Origin of the sequence: Micromonospora cabrerizensis (genome assembly GCF_022230955.1) — a bacterium.
Taxonomy (GTDB): domain Bacteria; phylum Actinomycetota; class Actinomycetes; order Mycobacteriales; family Micromonosporaceae; genus Micromonospora; species Micromonospora cabrerizensis.
In genome coordinates, this window is the sequence record NZ_JAKKFI010000044.1 from 16,226 (window position 1) to 34,927 (window position 18,702).

16 protein-coding genes are annotated in these 18,702 nt (G+C 70.7%); 7 read left to right on the forward strand and 9 right to left on the reverse strand.

All coding sequences use genetic code 11. The annotated features are described in order from the left end of the window. Positions 1-132 precede the first annotated feature (132 nt). Positions 133-1,401, reverse strand: a complete 1,269-nt coding sequence (locus tag LADH09A_RS04990) for an Nramp family divalent metal transporter (RefSeq protein WP_238643541.1) — start codon at positions 1,399-1,401, stop codon at positions 133-135. Between the two features lie 228 nt (positions 1,402-1,629). On the opposite strand from LADH09A_RS04990, the gene LADH09A_RS04995 reads away from it, so the two are divergent. The 4 genes from LADH09A_RS04995 (at position 1,630) to LADH09A_RS05010 (ending at position 5,715) form a co-directional block, all read left to right on the forward strand. After that, a complete protein-coding gene (locus LADH09A_RS04995) occupies positions 1,630-2,037 on the forward strand; it encodes a GntR family transcriptional regulator (protein ID WP_238643542.1) in 408 nt (135 codons plus the stop codon). Between the two features lie 20 nt (positions 2,038-2,057). Then, positions 2,058-2,948 carry an ABC transporter ATP-binding protein gene (locus LADH09A_RS05000; RefSeq protein WP_238643543.1) on the forward strand — a complete coding sequence of 297 codons (891 nt, stop codon included), beginning with the start codon at positions 2,058-2,060 and terminating at the stop codon, positions 2,946-2,948. Then, a complete protein-coding gene (locus tag LADH09A_RS05005) occupies positions 2,945-3,934 on the forward strand; it encodes an ABC transporter permease (RefSeq protein ID WP_238643544.1) in 990 nt (329 codons plus the stop codon). Before LADH09A_RS05000 ends, LADH09A_RS05005 begins: the two co-directional genes overlap by 4 nt. A 170-nt stretch (positions 3,935-4,104) precedes the next feature. Continuing rightward, positions 4,105-5,715, forward strand: a complete 1,611-nt coding sequence (locus LADH09A_RS05010; protein WP_238643545.1) for a metallopeptidase domain-containing protein — start codon at positions 4,105-4,107, stop codon at positions 5,713-5,715. Positions 5,716-5,766: 51 nt separating this feature from the next. Here the strand turns inward: LADH09A_RS05010 and LADH09A_RS05015 are convergent, their stop codons facing one another. Together LADH09A_RS05015 and LADH09A_RS05020 are read right to left on the reverse strand one after the other, a co-directional pair. Next, complete coding sequence (locus tag LADH09A_RS05015; protein WP_238643546.1) at positions 5,767-6,597, reverse strand: ABC transporter permease; 831 nt, start codon at positions 6,595-6,597, stop codon at positions 5,767-5,769. Beyond that, positions 6,594-7,610 (reverse strand): ATP-binding cassette domain-containing protein, encoded by a 1,017-nt coding sequence (locus LADH09A_RS05020; RefSeq protein ID WP_274529044.1) that lies wholly within the window; start codon positions 7,608-7,610, stop codon positions 6,594-6,596. The genes LADH09A_RS05015 and LADH09A_RS05020 overlap by 4 nt, the downstream gene beginning before the upstream one ends. A gap of 43 nt (positions 7,611-7,653) precedes the next feature. Here LADH09A_RS05020 and LADH09A_RS05025 point away from each other — a divergent pair, with 43 nt between their 5' ends. Next, positions 7,654-7,998 carry an avidin-fold protein gene (locus LADH09A_RS05025; RefSeq protein WP_238643548.1) on the forward strand — a complete coding sequence of 115 codons (345 nt, stop codon included), beginning with the start codon at positions 7,654-7,656 and terminating at the stop codon, positions 7,996-7,998. A gap of 19 nt (positions 7,999-8,017) precedes the next feature. Here LADH09A_RS05025 and LADH09A_RS05030 read toward each other — a convergent pair whose 3' ends face one another. The 6 genes from LADH09A_RS05030 to LADH09A_RS05055 all read right to left on the reverse strand — a co-directional run bounded on the left by LADH09A_RS05030 (position 8,018) and on the right by LADH09A_RS05055 (position 15,509). Beyond that, entirely contained in the window at positions 8,018-9,280 is a 1,263-nt protein-coding gene (locus tag LADH09A_RS05030) for an ROK family transcriptional regulator (RefSeq protein ID WP_238643549.1), read from the reverse strand. A 112-nt stretch (positions 9,281-9,392) separates the two neighbouring features. Next, the gene (locus tag LADH09A_RS05035) at positions 9,393-10,496 is read right to left on the reverse strand and encodes a substrate-binding domain-containing protein (RefSeq protein ID WP_238643550.1); all 1,104 of its coding nucleotides are present in this window, start codon (positions 10,494-10,496) and stop codon (positions 9,393-9,395) included. A gap of 52 nt (positions 10,497-10,548) precedes the next feature. After that, positions 10,549-11,847, reverse strand: coding sequence for a multiple monosaccharide ABC transporter permease (gene mmsB / locus LADH09A_RS05040; RefSeq protein WP_238643551.1), 1,299 nt, complete (start codon positions 11,845-11,847; stop codon positions 10,549-10,551). Continuing rightward, complete coding sequence (gene mmsA / locus LADH09A_RS05045) at positions 11,844-13,391, reverse strand: multiple monosaccharide ABC transporter ATP-binding protein (RefSeq protein WP_238643552.1); 1,548 nt, start codon at positions 13,389-13,391, stop codon at positions 11,844-11,846. The genes mmsB and mmsA overlap by 4 nt, the downstream gene beginning before the upstream one ends. Before the next feature lie 532 nt (positions 13,392-13,923). Next, the gene (locus tag LADH09A_RS05050) at positions 13,924-15,102 is read right to left on the reverse strand and encodes an alcohol dehydrogenase catalytic domain-containing protein (RefSeq protein ID WP_238643553.1); all 1,179 of its coding nucleotides are present in this window, start codon (positions 15,100-15,102) and stop codon (positions 13,924-13,926) included. Then, a complete protein-coding gene (locus tag LADH09A_RS05055; protein ID WP_274529048.1) occupies positions 15,099-15,509 on the reverse strand; it encodes a pyridoxamine 5'-phosphate oxidase family protein in 411 nt (136 codons plus the stop codon). Before LADH09A_RS05055 ends, LADH09A_RS05050 begins: the two co-directional genes overlap by 4 nt. Before the next feature lie 54 nt (positions 15,510-15,563). Here LADH09A_RS05055 and LADH09A_RS05060 point away from each other — a divergent pair, with 54 nt between their 5' ends. Next, entirely contained in the window at positions 15,564-17,249 is a 1,686-nt protein-coding gene (locus LADH09A_RS05060; RefSeq protein WP_238643554.1) for an ATP-binding cassette domain-containing protein, read from the forward strand. After that, positions 17,236-18,702, forward strand: coding sequence for an aminotransferase class V-fold PLP-dependent enzyme (locus LADH09A_RS05065; protein WP_238643555.1), 1,467 nt, complete (start codon positions 17,236-17,238; stop codon positions 18,700-18,702). Before LADH09A_RS05060 ends, LADH09A_RS05065 begins: the two co-directional genes overlap by 14 nt.

Consider the following 18,702-nt stretch of genomic DNA (forward strand, 5'->3'; position numbering starts at 1 on the left):
GTGAGTCATAAAAATGACTCACAGGCATAACGCTCGTGCGGATGTCGGCGCCCGGACGGTTCAACCGGCCCAGCCAGCTCAGCCGGCCCAGCCGGCCCAGCCAGCTCAGCCGGGCCCAGCCGGCCCGCCAGCTCAGCCGGCGACGACCTGCCAGAGCAGGAAGGCGTTGAGCGCGACCACCAGGACGGCAACCAGGGACGCGGCGGCGGTGGTCAGCGGGTGGTTGACCAGGTTGCCCATCAGGTCGCGGCGTCGGGTGAAGGCGACCACCGGGATCAGCGCGAACGGGATGCCGAAGCTGAGGATGACCTGGGACAGCACAAGGGCGCGGGTGGGGTCGAGGCCGATGGCGAGCACGGCCAGAGCGGGCAGCAGGGTGACCAGGCGGCGGAGCAGCAGTGGGATCCGCCGTCGCAGGAAGCCCTGCATGATCACCTCCCCGGCGTAGGTGCCGACACTCGTGGAGGCCAGCCCGGACACCAGCAGTGCGACGGCGAACCCGAACGCCGCGGCGGTGCCGATGGTCTGGCCGAGCCCGGCGTGCACCCCCTCCAGGCTGTCCGCGCCACCCGGGCCGCCGCCACGGAAGCTCGCAGCGGCGATCAGCAGCATGGCGAGGTTGACCGCGCCGGCCGCGCTCAGGGCGAGCAGCACGTCGGTGCGTTGGCCACGGAACAGGATCCGGCGCTCGGTGTCGTCGGCGGCGGGGATGCGGTCGCGGGTCAGCGCCGAGTGCACGTAGATGACGTGCGGCATGACGGTGGCACCGAGGATGCCGGCGGCCAGCAGCACGCTGTCGGTGCCCTGGAGTCGCGGCACCAGGCCGGCCATCGCGGAGCCGGGGTCGGAGCCGGAGGCCAGCAGGTTCGCGGCGAAGGCCAGGACGATCACACCGAGCAGGACGGCGATGGCGATCTCGAAGGCGCGGTACCCGCGCGAGCGCAGGGCGAGCACGGCGAACGAGGCAGCGCCGATGATGAGCCCGCCGGGCAGCAGTGGGATGCCGAAGAGCAGGTACAGGGCAACGGCGCCGCCGATCACCTCGGCCAGGTCGGTGGCCATGGCGACAAACTCGGCCTGCACCCACATCACCCGGTTCACGGGCCGGGGCAGCCGCTCCCGGCACAGCTCGGGCAGGCTGCGCCCGGTGGCCAGACCCAGCTTCGCGGTGAGCGTCTGCACCAGCATCGCCATCAGGTTGGCGACGGCCACGACCCAGACCAGCAGGTAGCCGTAGCGGGCACCCGCGGCGGAGTTGGTGGCGAAGTTGCCCGGGTCGACGTACGCCACGGCGGCGACGAACGCGGGGCCGAGCAGGATCAACCGCCCGCGTACGCGCCCCCGGGCGCGGGCCACCTGTAGTGGAGTCGCCCTCGACGTCGTCAGTTCGTTGGTGACCATCGCACACCTCCCCGTCCACACGGATCGCTGCCGGTCCTTTCCCGTCCGGCTGACCCGTCGGTGCCAACCTCTGGCCTGCTGGTGCCAGCACCGTCGACACGCCGGGACTCCCCCTGTGACGCGCCGTGCCGGAGCGGACTCGCCGCGCCGGCCTTGACAGCAGGCCGGCCGCCGATGAAGCTGTCTACTAGTCCTACTGTCGTAGGACAACAGGAAGGATCATCACGAGTGATCGAGTTCGTACTGGACAGCCGGTCGAAGGTGAACACCTACATGCAGCTCGTGCAGCAGGTGAAACAGGCTCTGCGGGTCGGCCTGCTGACGCCGGGCGACCAGCTGCCGAAGGTCCGGGATGTCGCGCAATCCCTGGCGATCAACCCGAACACGGTGCTGAAGGCGTACCGGGAACTGGAGATCGAGGGTCTGGTCGGCGGCCGACCCGGGGTGGGCACGTTCGTCCGGCGCACCCTGGCCGGCGCCTCCCTGCCCAACCAGGCCGAGCTACGCGACGACCTGGTCGCCTGGCTCGACCGGGCGCAGGCCGCCGGTCTCACGGCGGAGGACGTCATCGCCCTGGTGGAGACCACCCTGCGCGCCACCCTCGCCGACGATGCCCCGCGCAAGGAGCACGCATGAGCGGAACGAGAGGACAGAGAATGGACATGGTCTTGGAAGCCGACCGGCTGGGCAAGCGGTACGGCAGCACCTGGGCGTTGCGGGACTGCTCGTTACACCTGCCGGCCGGCCGGATCGCCGCGCTGGTCGGGCCGAACGGCGCGGGAAAGAGCACCCTGCTGCACCTGGCCGTCGGCCTGCTCAAGCCCGACGCGGGCGCGGTCCGGGTCTTCGGCAGATCCCCCTACGGCGACACGGAGGGCCTGGCCGACATCGGGTTCGTCGCCCAGGACACCCCGCTGTACCGGGACTTCACCGCCGCCGAGCTGGTCATCGCCGGCGGCAAGCTGAACAGGCGGTGGGACGCCGCGTTGGCCCGCCAGCGGTTGGCGCAGCTCGGCATCCCACCGGACAAGCCGGTCGGCAAGCTCTCCGGCGGGCAGCGGGCCCAGGTGGCGCTCGCCCTCGCGCTGGCCAAGCAGCCCCGGCTGCTGCTGCTCGACGAGCCGGTGGCCAGCCTCGACCCCCTGGCCCGACGGGAGTTCCTCCAGTCGCTGATGGGCAGCGTGGCGGACTCCGGCACCACCGTCCTGCTCTCCTCGCACCTGCTGGCCGACCTGGAACGGGTCTGCGACTACCTGATCGTGCTCAACTCGGCCCAGGTGCAGCTCACCGGCCCGGTCGAGGACCTGGTTGCCGGGCACCGGCACCTGGTCGGCCCACGGCACGACGGCGGCGTCATCGGGGGCGTCGCCGCCGTGATCCGGGCCAGCCACACCGACCGGCAGTCCACGCTGCTGGTCCGCACCGACGGCCCGGTCACCGACCCGGCCTGGACGGTCCGCGAGGTCAGCCTGGAGGACGTCGTGCTGGCCTACCTGGCCGACGGCACCACGCAGACCAGTCACAGCGAGTGGGGAGTGGCAGCATGATCTGGCTGACCTGGCGGCAACACCGCAAGCAGGCGTTCTACACCCTGCTGGCGCTCACGGCGCTCGCCGCTCTGCTGGTGCCGATCGGCCTGTCGATGCGGCACACCTTCGCCGACCTCGGGCTGACGGACTGCGCACGCCAGCTCGCGGACGCCAATGTGGCGGCGGCGACCCGGGAGGCCTGCGACGCAGGCTTCCGGCGTTTCGGCAACCAGTACGGCGGCCTCAACCTGGTGGCCGTGCTGTTGATCACCCTGCCGGCGCTGGTCGGCCTGTTCTGGGGCGCCCCGCTGGTCGCCCGCGAGGTGGAGCACGGCACGCACCGGTTCGTCTGGACCCAGGGCGTCGGCCGGACCCGCTGGGCTCTGGTGAAGTTCGGGCTGGTGGGCGCAGCCGTCGTGATCCTCGCGGCGGTCTACGGGCTCGGCATGTCGTGGTGGGTCGACCCGCTCACCCAGGTCGCGCACGAGGGTCGGCTCGGCATGATCGTCTTCGACCTTCAGGGCATCGTCCCGATCGGCTACACCCTGTTCGCCGTCGCGCTGGGCGTCTTCGCCGGCACCGTCTGGAAGCGGATGCTGCCCGCCATGGGCATCACCCTCGCCGGGTTCATCGGCGTACGGGCGGCGGTGGAGATCCTGGCTCGACGGCACTACCAGCCGGCCCGCACCCAGACCTTCCCCATCGAGGGGGAAGGGCCACCGGAGATCAGCCGGGGGGACTGGATCCTCACCCAGGGCGTCCGAAACCCCGACGGGACGTTGATCGCGGAGGACACCCGGATCCAGTGTCCGCCGGGTGGAAAGGGGCCGGAGGGTCGGGCCTGCGGGGCGGAGCTCGGCATCGAGCCGGGCGCGTACAACTGGCAGTCGTACCAGCCGGCGGACCGGTTCTGGCTGTTCCAGGGCATCGAGACGGGCATCTTCGTCGCCCTCGCCCTGCTCCTGCTCTATCTCGCCGTGCGCCGGATCCGTCGGATCGCGTAGCGGGCGACGGGTGCTCGTCGGGGGGCGGGGGCCTCGGCGAGCACTCGTCAGCGGAGTCGGATTCCGGCCCGTCGCCAACGCGACTGAACGCATCCGTCCGATCACGATCAGTGCTCCGATGTGGACCGCGGAGCCCGTATCCGGCGGGTCGAAGCGATGGGAGCACACGCGTGAAGTCCAGAATCCTCCGTCGGGTCGCCGCGTCAGCCGTGGCCCTCGCCTGCGCCATGCTGGGCGCGGTGGCGTTGCCGGCCGCCCCGGCGACGGCCAGCCCCATCCGCAACGCGACCGCCTGGTCGGTGCTGCTGTGCAAGTTCAGCGACAAGCCAGCGGAGCCACAACCCCCGTCGCACTTCGCCAACTTCCTCACCGCGGCCGGGGTCGGCACCGGTGGGGTGGCGGACTACCTCGCCGACCAGTCCGGCGGGCGGGTGTCGCTGGCCGGCTCGGTGGTGCGGGGCTGGTACACGATGCCGTACACGTTGGCGCAGTTCCAGTCGACCGACCGGTGGACCCGGATCCAGCGCTGCGTGGACACGGCGGCGACCGCCGGCTACGCGGTGCCTGCCGGCAACCGGATCGCGGTCATGCTCAACGACTGGGTGGATTCCGGCGCGGCCGGTGGCCGGGTGCTGCTCGACCCGGGCGCCTGGAACGTCGGCTTCGCCGCACACGAGATGCTGCACGGCTACAACCTGGGCCACTCGTTCTCCAACGACACGACGTACCAGAACGCGCCGTGGTCCCAGCCGGGCGAGTACGACGACCCGTGGGACGAGATGAGCGCGATGAACATCTACGCGTTCAACACCGCGAACTACGGCACCAGCGCGGTCGGGCTCAACGGGCCGCACCGCGACGAGCTGGGCTGGCTGCCGAAGAACCGGATCTTCACCATGGGCGCCGACGGGGTCGGCTCGCGCGCCCTAACCCTGGCCCCGCTGGAGGTGCCCGCCGCGAGTGGCCCGCAGCTGATCCGGATCCCGTTCGACCCGGCCGACCTGTTCCGCTACTACACCGTCGAGTTCCGCCGCAAGACCGGCTGGAGCGCCGCCATCCCCGCCGACACGGTGCTGCTGCACGAGGTCCGCAACGGCACGCCCACCCTGCTGCGTACCGGGCCCGGCGGCGGGCCGGCCCAGTCGCTCAACGCCAACGGCGTGCAGATCGGCGTGAACTGGCTCTCCGGCAACGCCGCGTCGGTGACGGTGACCACCGACGTGGTCAACCGCTGCCTCCAGGGCTACGTCTGGCGCGAGGCCCGCGCCGGCGACCGTGTCTGTGTCACCGGTGCGACCCGCAGCCAGGTGTGGGCGGACAACGCCGCCGCGGCGAGCCGCTGGGTGAACGGTCCGTACGGCCCGCACACCTGCGTCGCCGGCTACGTCTGGCGTGAGGCGTACGCCGGGGACGACGTCTGTGTCACCGGTGCGCAGCGCAGCCAGGCCGCCGCCGACAACGCCGCCGCCGCGTCCCGGCGCAACCCGGCCCGGCTGGTGTCCGGCCCGAACACCTGCGTCAGCGGGTACGTCTGGCGCGACGCCGACCAGTCCGACTACGTCTGCGTCAGCGGCACGACCCGCTCGCAGGTGCTGGCGGACAACGCGGTCGCCGCAAGCCGCTGGGTCAGTGGCCCGTACGGCCCACACACCTGCGTCGCCGGCTACGTGTGGCGCGAGGCGTTCATCGGCGACGACGTCTGCGTCACCGGTGCGCAGCGCAGCCAGGCCGCCGCCGACAACGCCGCCGGCCCCGGCCGGGTGCTACGGCCGGGAGGCTGACGGACCGCGCCCCCGGTGGGTCGACCACCGGGGGCGCACCCGTCGGGCGGGTCAGCCGGCCAGTCGCCGGTAGCGGGCGACCGAGAGCGGCAGGAAGATCGCGACCAGGACGACCGGCCAGAGCACCGCCAGCCACGGATAGTGCTGCGCCGCCCAGGAGTCGCCACCCCAACCGGGGTTGCCGAACAGCTCGCGGGTCGCGCCGACGGTCGCCGACAGCGGGTTCCAGGCGGCCACCGCGCCGAGCCACGCGGGCATGGTGGACGGTGCGACGAACGCGTTGGAGAGGAAGCCGAGCGGAAACTCCAGGGTCTGCACGGCCACCACGGCGGTCTGCCCGCGGGTGACCAACCCGAGGAAGATGCCGACCCAGATCAGGGCGAAGCGCAGCAGCAGGATCAGCCCCACCGCCGCGAGCGTGGCACCGCCCCCGCCGTGCGCCCGCCAGCCGATCGCGAGACCCGTCACCAGCAGGACCGCGAGGGTGACCACGGCGAACAGCAGGTCGGCCACGGCCCGGGCCACCAGCGGGGCCAGCGGTGAGACGGGCATCGACCGGAGCCGGTCGGTCATCCCTCGTTCCAGGTCCTCGGCGACGGCGATCGTGGTGAGGCTGATGCCGAACACCATGGTCATCACGAACATGCCGGGCATCAGGAACTCCCGGTAGCTGCCACCGCCGGGCACCTGCAACGCGCCACCGAACAGATAGGCGAACATCAGCACGATCAGGATGTTGAAGCCGAGCGAGGCGACCAGCGGGCCAGGGTCGCGTCGCCACCGGGCCAGGCCGCGCCAGATCAGGGTGCTGCTGTCGGCCAGGAGGGCCGGCCGACCGGGCGTCAGGTCCACCACCGGGGTCGGGACGCTCGCCGCGCTCATGCCGCCACCTCCTCGGCGGTTCGTGTCGGGTGCCCGGTGAGGTGCAGGAACACGTCGTCCAGGGTGGGGCGGCGCAACGCGACGTCCGCCACCGGGACGTTCACGGCGTCGAGCGCCCGCAACACGTCGACGAGCGCGCCGGCCTGGTGGCCGACCCGAACGCTGACCATCCGCCGGTCCACGTCGACCGTCGGCTCGCGGTCGGCCACCCGGCGTACCTGGGCGACGGCGGCGGCGAGGTCGGCCGGGGCCGCGACGACCACCTCGATCCGGTCGCCACCGAGTTGGGTCTTGAGGTCGTCCGGGGTTCCCTCGGCGATCACCCGGCCGGCCTCGACCACCGAGATCCGGTCGGCGAGTTGGTCGGCCTCGTCCAGGTGCTGGGTCGTGAGCAGCACGGTGGTGCCGGCGCGCACCAACTCCCGGACCGACTCCCACACCTCGTTGCGGCCACGCGGGTCCAAACCCGTCGTCGGTTCGTCGAGGAAGAGGACCGCGGGAGCAAGGATCATCCCGGCCGCCAGGTCGAGCCGACGGCGCATACCTCCCGAGTACGTGCTGACCGGCTGCTCGGCCGCGTCGGCGAGACCGAAGCGTTCCAGCAACTCGACCGCCCGCTGGCGGGCCCGGCGGCGACCCAGGTGGAACAGCCGGCCGAAGAGCACCAGGTTCTGCCGACCGCTCAGCGCCTCGTCGAGCGCGGGATGCTGCCCCACCAGCCCGATGCGGTAGCGCACCTGGTCCGGCTGGCGGGACACGTCGAACCCGGCGACCTCGGCACGACCCTCGTCCAGTCGCAGCAGGGTGGACAGGATGCGTACCGAGGTGGTCTTGCCGGCCCCGTTCGGGCCGAGCAGGCCGCACACCGTCCCCTGCGGCACCCGCAGGTCGAAGCCGTCCAGCGCGGGGCGGTCCCGATACCGCTTACGCAGGCCTTCGGCCACTATCGCGTCACCTCTTGTCGTCACAGCGCTCCTCTCCCGCAACCACCAACGGCCGCTACCGTACAACATACGGTAGGCAATACGGGAACGATGCGTCGACTAGTTTCGGGACATGACGATTTCCCTGGACGGGCGGCGGTTCCGCGCGGTGGCGGACGTGGTCGCCGGCGAGGTGGGCACGCAGACCGTGTTCGCGTACCACGAGCGGGCCGGCGAGGTGTGGGCCGAGTACGCCGGCGGGTCCATCCGACGCGGCCACCTCGTCGGCACCCGCGAGAACGACCGACTGGACTTCCGGTACGTCCAGCTCAACGCCGACGGGCAGACGTCCTCGGGGCACTGCGTCTCGGAGGTGTCGATGCTGCCCGACGGTCGGGTCCGGCTGCACGAGACCTGGTCGTGGGAGTCCCGGCCGGGCAACGGCAGCAGCGTGCTGGAGGAGGTGCCGACTCCCTGACGGGGGTCGGCAGTCGCGGCTACGCGGGCTCGGTGGTTGCGGCCTGGCCGGCCACGCCGACGTTGAGCGGATCGGCCAGGAGTTTGTCGAACGCCAACTCGGCGGCGCCGATCAGGACGGCGTCACGACCGAGGGCCGCCGCGCGCAGCCGCAGGTGCTCGCGGGAGGCCGGCAGCGGCATGGTCTCCAGTCGCTCGCGCACCACGTCGGCCCCGGCGGTGAAGATGTCGCGCAGGGTTCCCCCGAACACCACGGCGTCCGGGTTGACCACGTTGACCAGGTTGGCGACACCGAAGCCCAGCCAGTCGGCGACCTGCTCGACCGCCTCCCGGGCGGTCCGGTCGCCGTCTGCGGCCGCGCGCAGCACCTCGGCCACCGCCCCGCGGTCGCTCGGGTCCCGGCCCGCATGCCGCAGCAACGCGGCTTCGGAGATCTCGGTTTCCCAACAGCCGCGTGAGCCGCAGCCGCAGGGCAGACCGTTCGGGTTGACGACCATGTGACCGACCTTGCCGCTGTGGCCGCGGTGACCGATGATCAGCCGGCCACCGACGATGATGCCGGCACTGATGCCCAGGTCGCCGTGCAGGTAGATGACGTCGTCGATGCCCACCGCCACCCCGCGGACGTGCTCGGCGACGCCGGCGATGTCGGCCAGGTCTCCCGCCACGAAACCCGGGCCGGCGCGGAACTCCGCCTCGAGCGCGGGGCCGAGCGTCTCGTCCACGCTGGCGATCCGGATCCTGCCGTCCGGGTCGCGGGTGGTGTCGGTGACCGCGACCGCGCCGCCGACCAGCAGCGCGTCGGGGGCCACGGCGCGTTCCATGTCACGGACCAGGTCGGCGAGGGGCCTGACGGCGTCGATCGCCGACATGCCACCGGGTCGAGGAATCTCCCGCAGATCGAGGATCTGCCCACCGAGACCGACCCGGGCGGCGCGCAGCCGGTCCGCGTCGATGCTCAGGGCGTGTGCGTAGACCCGGTCGGAGCGGGGGCTGACCACCAGAGAGGGCCGGCCGGCGCGGCGGGCGGTGGTCGGCGCCTCCTCGGTGACCAACCCACTGGCCACCAGGTCGGCAGCCAGGGCGCCGATGGTGCTGCGATTGAGGCCGAGCCGACCGGTCAGCTCGGCCCGGGACGTCGGCCCGTGCAGGTGGACGTAGCGCAGCACGGCGCCGAGGTTCTGTCGCCGAATCTCCTCCTGGCTGGCGCCGGGAACGGACGGCAGCGGGGAGTCGGTGGTGCGGCCGACGCCGGCTGGCCTGGACCGGACGGGTGTCGCCACGGTCAGACCTCCTTCCGGGTCGGTGCCGGGTGATGCGGGACTGTCAGGACGACGATGGGTCCCGGAAGAGGAGACCCGGGACCCATCGGCGTTGCTGCCTACCGTGCGGTGATTACTTGGTGAGCGGCGCGAGCTTCGGGTCGCTGGCGTACGCCTCAGCCGCGTTCGCCTTGGTGACGGCGACCGGCGGGAGCAGGTACGTGTCAACGACCTTGCTGCCGTTGTTGTAGGACTTGGTGTCGTTCACCTGCGGGGCGTTACCGGCCTGGAGAGCCTTGACCATGTTGATGGTCTCCTTCACCAGGTTGCGGGTGTCCTTGTTGATCGTCATGTACTGCTCGCCAGCGACGATCGACTTGACCGACTCGACCTCGGAGTCCTGACCGGTGACGATCGGGGTCGGCTTGCCAGCACCCTTGACCGAGGTCAGGATGGCGCGGGCCAGAGTGTCGTTCGGGGAGAGGACACCGTCCAGCTCCTTGTTGCCGTAGGTCGAGGTCAGCAGCTGGTCCATGCGGGCCTGCGCACCCTCGGCCTTCCAGCCCTGGATGGCGGTCTGCTTGACGTCCTTCTGACCCGAGGCGACGACGACGTTGCCCTTGTCGATCTCCGGCTTGAGCACGTCCATCGCGCCGTTGAAGAAGACACCGGCGTTGTTGTCGTCCGGCGAGCCGGAGAACAGCTCGATGTTGTACGGGCCGTTCGGCTTCTTGGCCTTCATGCCGTCCAGCAGGGCCTGGCCCTGGAGCTGGCCGACCTTGAAGTTGTCGAACGCGACGTAGTAGTCGAGGTCCGGCGTGTTGGTGATGAGCCGGTCGTAGGCGATGACCTTCACGCCGGCCGTGTGGGCAGCCGCGACCTGGGTCGACAGCTGCGCGGCGTCGGTCGCGCCGATGACGATGACCTTGGCGCCCTTGGTCACCATGGCGGTGATCTGAGCCTGCTGGTCGGCAACCGTGGTCGACGCGCCGGCGTACTGCACGTCACCCTGGAAGCCGGCCTCCTTGAGGCCGTTGGTGAACAGGTCACCGGCGAGAACCCAGTTCTCCGAGGTCTTGGCCGGGAGGGCCACGCCGATCAGCGAGTTCGCCGGGAAACCCTTGGCGGCCTCGCCACCGGAGTTGGAGTCGCCGTCACGGCCGGAGCCGCAGCCGGCGAGGGCCAGCATGGCGGCGGCGCTGATGGCCACCACCGACGTGCCGAAGAATTTACGCATGGTGAGGACTTGCCTTTCTAGATGGTGAGGCGGGTGGAGAGGTCGGTGGCCGTCAGCCGGACACCGCTGCCTTGGCGGGCTCGCGCTCCGCGTCCGGCGGTGAGGCGGGTGGGGCGGAGTCGTCGCGGCGGAAGGGCCGCATCAGGCTCCCGACGATCGAGAAGCGCCCCTGGCTCTTGTTGTAGACGTCGATCGCGACGGCCAGCAGCAGGACCAGGCCCTTGATGATCTGGACGCGGTCGGTGCCGACACCCATGAGCTGGAGGCCGTTGTTGAGCACGGCCATGACGAGACCACCGACGATGGAACCGCTGATGGTGCCGATACCACCGGCGACGGCCGCGCCACCGATGAAGACCGCGGCGATGGCGTCAAGCTCCCAGCCGTTGCCGTCCTGAGGGCCGGAGGCCGCCGAACGGGCCACGAAGATCATGCCGGCCAGCGCGGCCAGGATGGACATGTTCATCATGACGAAGAAGTTGACCCGCTTGAGCTTCACGCCGGACAGCTCGGCCGCCCGGGAGTTGCCGCCCACCGCGTAGATGTGCCGGCCACCGGCGGTGTTGCGGGTGTAGAAGGAGTACGCGATCACCAGGACCAGCAGGATGATGCCGGAGATCGGGAAGCTGGTGCCGACGCGACCGCTGGCGAAGCGCAGCGCCGCGAAGGCGATCACGCCGACCATGATGGCCATCCGCAGGATGGAGATCCACATCGGCGCCGGGTCGGCGTCCATCGCCCGTCGGGTCTTGCGGGCCTGGATCTCGCGCCACACCACCGCCACCGCAGCGATCAGACCGAGCAGCAACGTGGCGTTGTTGTAGCCCGTGTTCGGACCGAACTCGGGCAGGAAGCCGGAGCCGATCTCCCGGAAGCCCTCCGGCACCGGGACGGTGCTCGCGTTACCGATGAACTGGTTGCCGCCGCGGAACAGCAGCATGCCCGCCAGGGTGACGATGAACGCCGGCACCCCGATGTAGGCCACCCAGAAGCCCTGCCAGGCGCCGATCACCGCGCCGATGGCGAGGCCGAACAGGATGGCGGCGGGCCAGGGCAGATCCCACTCGGTCATCGACTTGGCGACCAGGATGCCCGCGAAGGCCGCGACGGAGCCGACCGACAGGTCGATGTGCCCGGCGACGATCACCATGAGCATGCCGATGGCCAGAATCAGAATGTAGGAGTTCTGCTGGAACAGCGCGATCAGGTTGTCCGACCGCAGGGTGAGGCCATCGGTCAGGATCTGGAACAGGACGACGATCGCCACCAAGGTGAAGATCATCCCGAACTGGCGAGCGTTGGAGGTGGTGCCTCCGAACAGGTTCTTCTGAAGGTCCTTCAATCGGCTCATCGTGTGGCCATCTTCTTCGTCGAGGTCATCTGCTTCATGAGGTTTTCCGGGGTGGCGTCCGCCCGGGCGATCTCGCCCGTGATGGCACCTTCGAACACGGTGTAGATGCGGTCGCACAGCCCGATCAGCTCAGGCAGCTCCGAGGAGATGACGATGACGCCCTTCCCCTGGTCGGCGAGCCGCTGGATGATGCCGTAGATCTCGTACTTGGCACCCACGTCGATGCCGCGTGTCGGCTCGTCGAGGATCAGCAGGTCCGGGTCGGTGAACATCCACTTCGCCAGGACGACCTTCTGCTGGTTGCCGCCGGAGAGCTTGGAGACGCTCTCGTCGACCGTCGGGGCCTTGGTCCGCAACTCCTTGCGGTACGACTCGGCCGCCTGGTATTCCTCGACCTCGCTCAGGACGCCGTGGTGCGAGATCTTGGACAGCTTGGCCGCCACCGTCGAGGACTTGATGTCGTCGAGCAGGTTGAGGCCGATCGCCTTGCGGTCCTCGCTGACGTACGCGAGCCCGTTGTCGATCGCGTCGGCGACCGACTTCAGGACGATCTCCTTGCCGTCCTTGATGATGGTGCCCGACTCGAACACCCCGTACGAGCGACCGAAGATGCTCATCGCGAGTTCGGTACGGCCCGCGCCCATCAGACCGGCGAAGCCGACGATCTCGCCTCGGCGCACCACGAAGCTCTCGTTCTTGCAGACCTGCCGGTCGGCGGAGATCGGGTGCCGGACGTTCCAGTTGCGGACCTCGAAGAAGACCTCACCGATCTTCGGGGTGTGGTCCGGGAACCGGCTGCTCAGCTCGCGGCCGACCATGCCCCGCACGATCCGGTCCTCGTCGACCCCGTCCGCCTTGACGTCGAGGGTCTCCACGGTCCGGCCGTCGCGCAGGATGGTGATCTGGTCGGCGATCGCCTCGATCTCGTTGAGCTTGTGCGAGATCATGATCGAGGTGATGCCGCGGGAGCGGAACCCACGGAGCAGGTCCAGCAGGTGCTTGGAGTCGGCCTCGTTCAGCGCCGCGGTGGGCTCGTCCAGGATGAGCAGCTTCACGTCCTTGGCGAACGCCTTGGCGATCTCCACGAGCTGCTGCTTGCCGACCCCGATGTCCTTGATCAGGGTGTCCGGGTCCTCTTGCAGACCGACCCGGGCCATCAGGTCCAGCGCCATCCGGTTCGCGGCCTTCCAGTCGATCGCGCCCCGCTTGCGCGGTTCGTTGCCGAGGAAGATGTTCTCGGCGATCGACATTCCGGGGATGAGCGCGAGCTCCTGGTGGATGATCACGATGCCGGCGTTCTCACTGGCCCGGATGTCGGAGAACTTGCTCTCCGAACCCTGGTAGATGATCTGGCCGTCGTAGGTGCCGTGCGGGTAGACCCCGCTCAGCACCTTCATCAGCGTGGACTTGCCCGCGCCGTTCTCGCCGCAGATGGCATGGATCTCGCCGGCGCGAACCACCAGGTTGACGTCGGAGAGGGCCTTGACTCCAGGGAACTCCTTGGTGATGGAGCGCATCTCAAGGAGGATGGGCACGTCGCTCATCGCTCGTACCACCTCGCCAACGTCATCGGTTGCCTCCGGAAGGTTGAACCTTCACTTGGTTTTGTTGTTGACGGCAACGTATTGCGGCCGGAGGGTCATCCGCAAGGCGAGGGCCTGTTGAAAATGTAACAATCCGGCAATATAGACGTCACGCTGTCTTCGCCCGTCACAGCCGCCCCCGCAGTCCCACCCGGCACCCTCGTGTGCCGGTGGCAACGTTGTCAAATGATAGCCACGCCGCCGTTGGCTCCAGCAGCCCTTGACAAGCCCCGCCACCAGGGGTGATTCACAACGACCGGACGAAGATCGACGCACCCGCGGGCCCCGCCACCATCGAAAGATCTTGATCGAGCCGCGACGCCGACACTCCCTCGGGGACGCCGCGGCAACCCTCGACCAACGGTGTGACCCACGCCTCTACGGATGACCCGGATCGACGACGGTCGCCGTGACACGCCCGCCACCAGGAGAGGGATCCGCACCTTAACGCCCATTAAGGTCGATTCGCGGCCGTCGACCACGATCCGACCGGTCAGCTCGGGCGCAGCACCGCCTTGATCACGCCGTCCTCCCGGCGGTCGAAGCGGCGATAGAGCTCGGGAGCGTCGGCGAGGGTGCCGTGGTGGGTGACGATCATGCTGGGCCGCGCCCGGCCCGCGACGACCAGGTCCCGCAGCAGGACGGTGTAGCGGCGGTCGTGGGTGCGACCGAACCGGACCGCCACTCCCTTGCTGAACAGCGCTCCCCACGGCGCGACCAGGTTCTCGTGGCCGTCCGCGCCAGGGCCGGGGTGCGGGTCCCGGTCCGGGTACACCCCGGCGACCGCGATCGCTCCAGCGGCATTGACCAGCCGGGCCGCGTCGGCGATGACCTGGTTGGGACGCTCCCGCTCGGGATGCTCGCGGTCGCGGGCCTGGAACCCGACCGCGTCGATGACCTTGTCCACCCCACCCAGCTTCTCCTCGCCGAGCGGCAGCCCGGCCCGGGACCGGTCGGCGCGGATCTGCTCGACCGGGTCGCCGTGGCGGAAGTCGATCGGCACGGCGCCGATCTCGCCGGCCTTGTCGAGCCGGGCGTCCACGCCGTCGACGCTGTACACGACCCGGGCGCCCCTGAGCAGCGCCGAGTAGGCGCCCAGCAGACCGATGGTCCCGGCACCGAACACGGCGACCGTGTCACCCGCCTCGACCCCGGCGAGGGTCGCCGCGGCATGCCACCCGGTGACGAACGCGTCGGCGAGCAGCACGAAGTCGTCCTCGTACGCGTCCCCCGGCTCCCCGGGCACGGGTACGCAGTTGGCGTCGGCCCACGGCACCCGCAGCAGGTCGGCCTGGGCGCCCCGGTACGTGCCCATCCCGGCGTAGCCGTACGCCGCGCCCGGCCCCTCGGCCCGGGCCCGCAGACAGGCCGCCGAGAGCCCCCGCGCGCACATCACGCACGTCCCGCAGAACAGGTGCGTGGGGATCACCACCCGCGTGCCGGGCCGGACGGTCTGCACCGCGGCGCCCACCTCCTGCACCACACCCAACGGTTCGTGACCCAGCACCAGGCCGGGCTCGGCGCTGGTCCGTCCGTCGTACATGTGCAGGTCGGTGCCGCAGAGCGCGGTGGAGGTGATCCGCACGAGGGCGTCGGTCTCCGCCTCCAGCGTCGCGTCGGGCACCTCCCGCACGTCGACGGTCCGGACGTCCGCGTAGACGACGGCTCTCATCCCGGCACTCCTGTTCGACAGCGGAAAGCCGGTCTTCCCCCGACTGCGCCGTTCATGCCCCTGGACGGCTTCGGGCATCCCCGACGGCGACAGCCCGTCAGCCCATCGAGTGCACCCGCTCGGGCTCGATGGTCAGGATGATCCGGACCTGGGCTCGGCTTCTGCGGATCCGAGATCGCCACCGCCACCCGGGGGTCACGCCGGACGTTCCGCGTCTTCTGGTGGGTCTCCACCGTGTTGATCAGGATGTGGGTGCCGTCGGTGTCCGCCCAGGTCTGGGTGAGCTGCGGCGAGCCGTCGGGCATCAGGGTGGTCAGGTAGCAGGTGCTCGGCTGAGCCACCACCACCGACCGGGCGGGCAGGCAGGCGGGCGGGCAGGCCGGCACGGTCCACACCGGACGTAGCATCGGCGGTGCACGATGTTCAGGCGGACCACTCACCCACCGGATCGGGCACTCGACATGACGACCGAGCAGACCACGTCTCCCCCGCGTACCGGCGTCGGCATCACGGCCACCGGTCTGGGCCGCACCGTCCCTGGCGGCCGCCGGATCCTGGACGACATCTCGCTGACCATCCAGCCCGGCGAGGTCGCCGCCGTCATCGGCGTCAGCGGCGCCGGCAAGACCAGCCTGTTGGAGACGCTCGCCCGGGTACGGCGGCCGGCGACGGGCACCGTGGCCCACGACGGGGCCGACGCGGTCCGCGCGATCGGCTTCGTGCCGCAGGACGACATCATCCACCGCGAGCTGCCACTGGCCCGCACCCTGCGGTACGCGGCCCGGCTACGCCTCCCGTCCGCGACCGGACCGACCGAGATCAGCGACCGGGTCGCCGAGGTGCTCGACGAGCTACGGCTCACCGAGCGGGCCGCAGTGCCGGTGGGCCGGCTCAGCGGTGGTGAGCGCAAGCGCGCCAGCATCGCCGTCGAGCTGCTCGACCGGCCCGGCGTGTTCTTCCTGGACGAGCCCACCTCCGGGCTGGACCCGGCGATCGCCGTGGAGTTGCTCCGGGTGCTGCGGACCCTCGCCGACGCGGGGACCACCGTCGTGCTCACCACCCACCAGATCACCGACGTGGACCACTGCGACCGGGTCGTGGTGCTGACCCGCCAGGGCCGCCTGGCGTTCTCCGGCACACCTGCCGCCGCCCGGGAGTTCTTCGGCCTGCGGTCCCTCGCGGAGGTGCACCTGTGCCTCGACGAGGAATCCGACCCGGCCGCCTGGCCCGACCGCTTCGCCGCGTACCGCGACAGCGCCCCGCCGGCCCGCGCGACCGATCATGGTGACGTCTCCGCGCCAGCGCCCCGGCGGATCGGCCGGCTGCGTCAGTGGGCCGTCCTCACCGCGCGCAACGCGGAGATCGTCGTCCGCAACCGGCTGACCCTGGCGATCCTGCTCGGCTCGCCGCTGATGGTGCTCGGCATGTTCGCCCTGCTGTTCCGCCCGGGGGCTTTCGACCCGACCCGGCCGAGCCCCACGGTGACCGTGATGATCCTGTTCTGGATCGCGTTCGGCGGCTTCTTCTTCGGGCTGACCTACGGGCTGTTGCAGATCTGCACCGAGTCACCGATCCTGCGCCGCGAACGGCTGGCGGGCGTCCGGCTGGTGCCGTACCTGATGGGGAAGGTCGCGGTGCTGCTGCCGCTGCTGGCCCTGGTGGACCTGGCCCTGCTCGGGGTGTTGCGCGGCATCGACCGGCTCCCACCGGTCGACGGCGCGGACTTCGCCGCCCTGTACGCGACCCTGCTGCTCTCCTCGGCGGCGGCGCTCGCCCTCGGTCTGCTGTGCTCCGCGGCCGTCTCCGACCCGGCCCAGGCGACGCTCATGCTGCCGATGCTCTGCTTCCCGCAGGTGCTGTTCGTCGGCGCGATCCTGCCGGTGCCCGCCATGGCGACCGGCGGTCAGTGGCTCAGCTACGCGATGTCGAACCGGTGGGCGTTCGAGGGTTTGGGGCACACCGCCGGGGTGGAGCGACTCTGGCGGGAGGGCGGTTCCCCGCTCGGCCCGCCGCTGCTCGCCACGTACGGTGACAGCTTCTCCCGGCCGGTGTGGGTCAACTGGCTGGTGCTCGGCGGCTTCGCGGTGCTCTTCCTGGGCGCCACCTGGGCGGTGCTGGCACGACGGGGCTCCCGTGCCGCGGCCTGAGCCGCCGCGCACCTCCCCGACCGGGCTGCCGGGTTACGCCGCCACCGGGCGGATCGACGACCTGCGTGCCACCGAGTACCGCCACCTGGACACCGACGGTCAGGTGTACCTCGACTACGCCGGGGCCGGGGTGGCGGCGCAGACCCAGGTACGCGAACATCACGACCGGTTGCTGGCCGGCCTGTACGGCAACCCACACTCGGAGAGCCCCACCAGCGCGGCGGCAGGTTCGCTGGTGGACTCGGCGCGACGTGCGGTGCTCGACTTCTTCCACGCCGACCCGGCCGAGTACGCGGTCGTCTTCACCCCGAACGCCAGCGGCGCCTGCCGGCTGGTCGGCGAGGCGTACCGCTTCGGCCGGGCCGCGCCGCTGGTGCTGACCTGGGACAACCACAACTCGGTCAACGGCATCCGGGAGTACGCGCGGGCGGCCGGCGCGTCCGTGCGCTACGTACCGCTGAGCGGGCCGGAGCTGCGGGTCGCGGAATCGGACCTGACCACGATGCTCGACGCCGGCCGGCGCGGGCTGGCCGGGCGGTGGGGCCGTGTCGGTGGTCGCGGCCTTTTCGCCTACCCGGCGCAGAGCAACTTCTCGGGCGTGCAGCACCCGCTGGGCTGGGTGGAGCTGGCCCACCAGCACGGGTACGACGTGCTGCTCGACGCCGCCGCCTTCGCGCCGACGAACCGGTTGGACCTCGGCGTCGTCCGACCGGAATTCGTGTGCCTGAGCTGGTACAAGCTCTTCGGCTACCCCACCGGGGTCGGCGCGCTGCTGGCCCGGCGCGACGCGCTGGCCCGACTGCGCCGGCCGTGGTTCGCCGGGGGCACGATCCGCGCGGTCAGCGTGCAGGGCGACTGGCACCGGTCGATGGATGACGAGTCGGCGTTCGAGGACGGCACGCTCAACTTCCTGAGCATCCCGGACGTGGAGTTCGGGTTGCGCTGGCTCGACTCGATCGGCGTCGATCTCGTGCACTCCCGCGTCAGTCTGCTCACCGAATGGCTGCTGGAGCGGCTGGTCACCCTGCGGCACGACACCGGTGGGCCGCTGGTCCAGGTGTACGGGCCGACGACGGGTGCGGCCCGCGGCGCGACGGTGACCTTCAACCTCCGCCAGCCGGACGGCACCCTGGTCGACGAGCGGTTGGTCGCACGGGAAGCCGCAGCGGCCGGCTTCTCCCTGCGTACCGGCTGTTTCTGCAACCCGGGCGCGGGTGAGGGCGCGTTCGGGATCGGGCGGGAGTCGCTGCGGCGGCGACTGTTGGCGCGGGTCGACACGATCGACGATTACCTCGCCGCGTTGCGGCTGCCGACGGGCGGCGCGGTCCGCGTCTCGTTCGGACTGGCCTCCACCGCGACCGACGCGGAACGCTTCGTCGCCTTCGTCCAGTCGACCTACCTGAACCGTGACGTCGGCGTCGACGCTGCTCTGCCGCCCCGGCTGCGCTGCTGA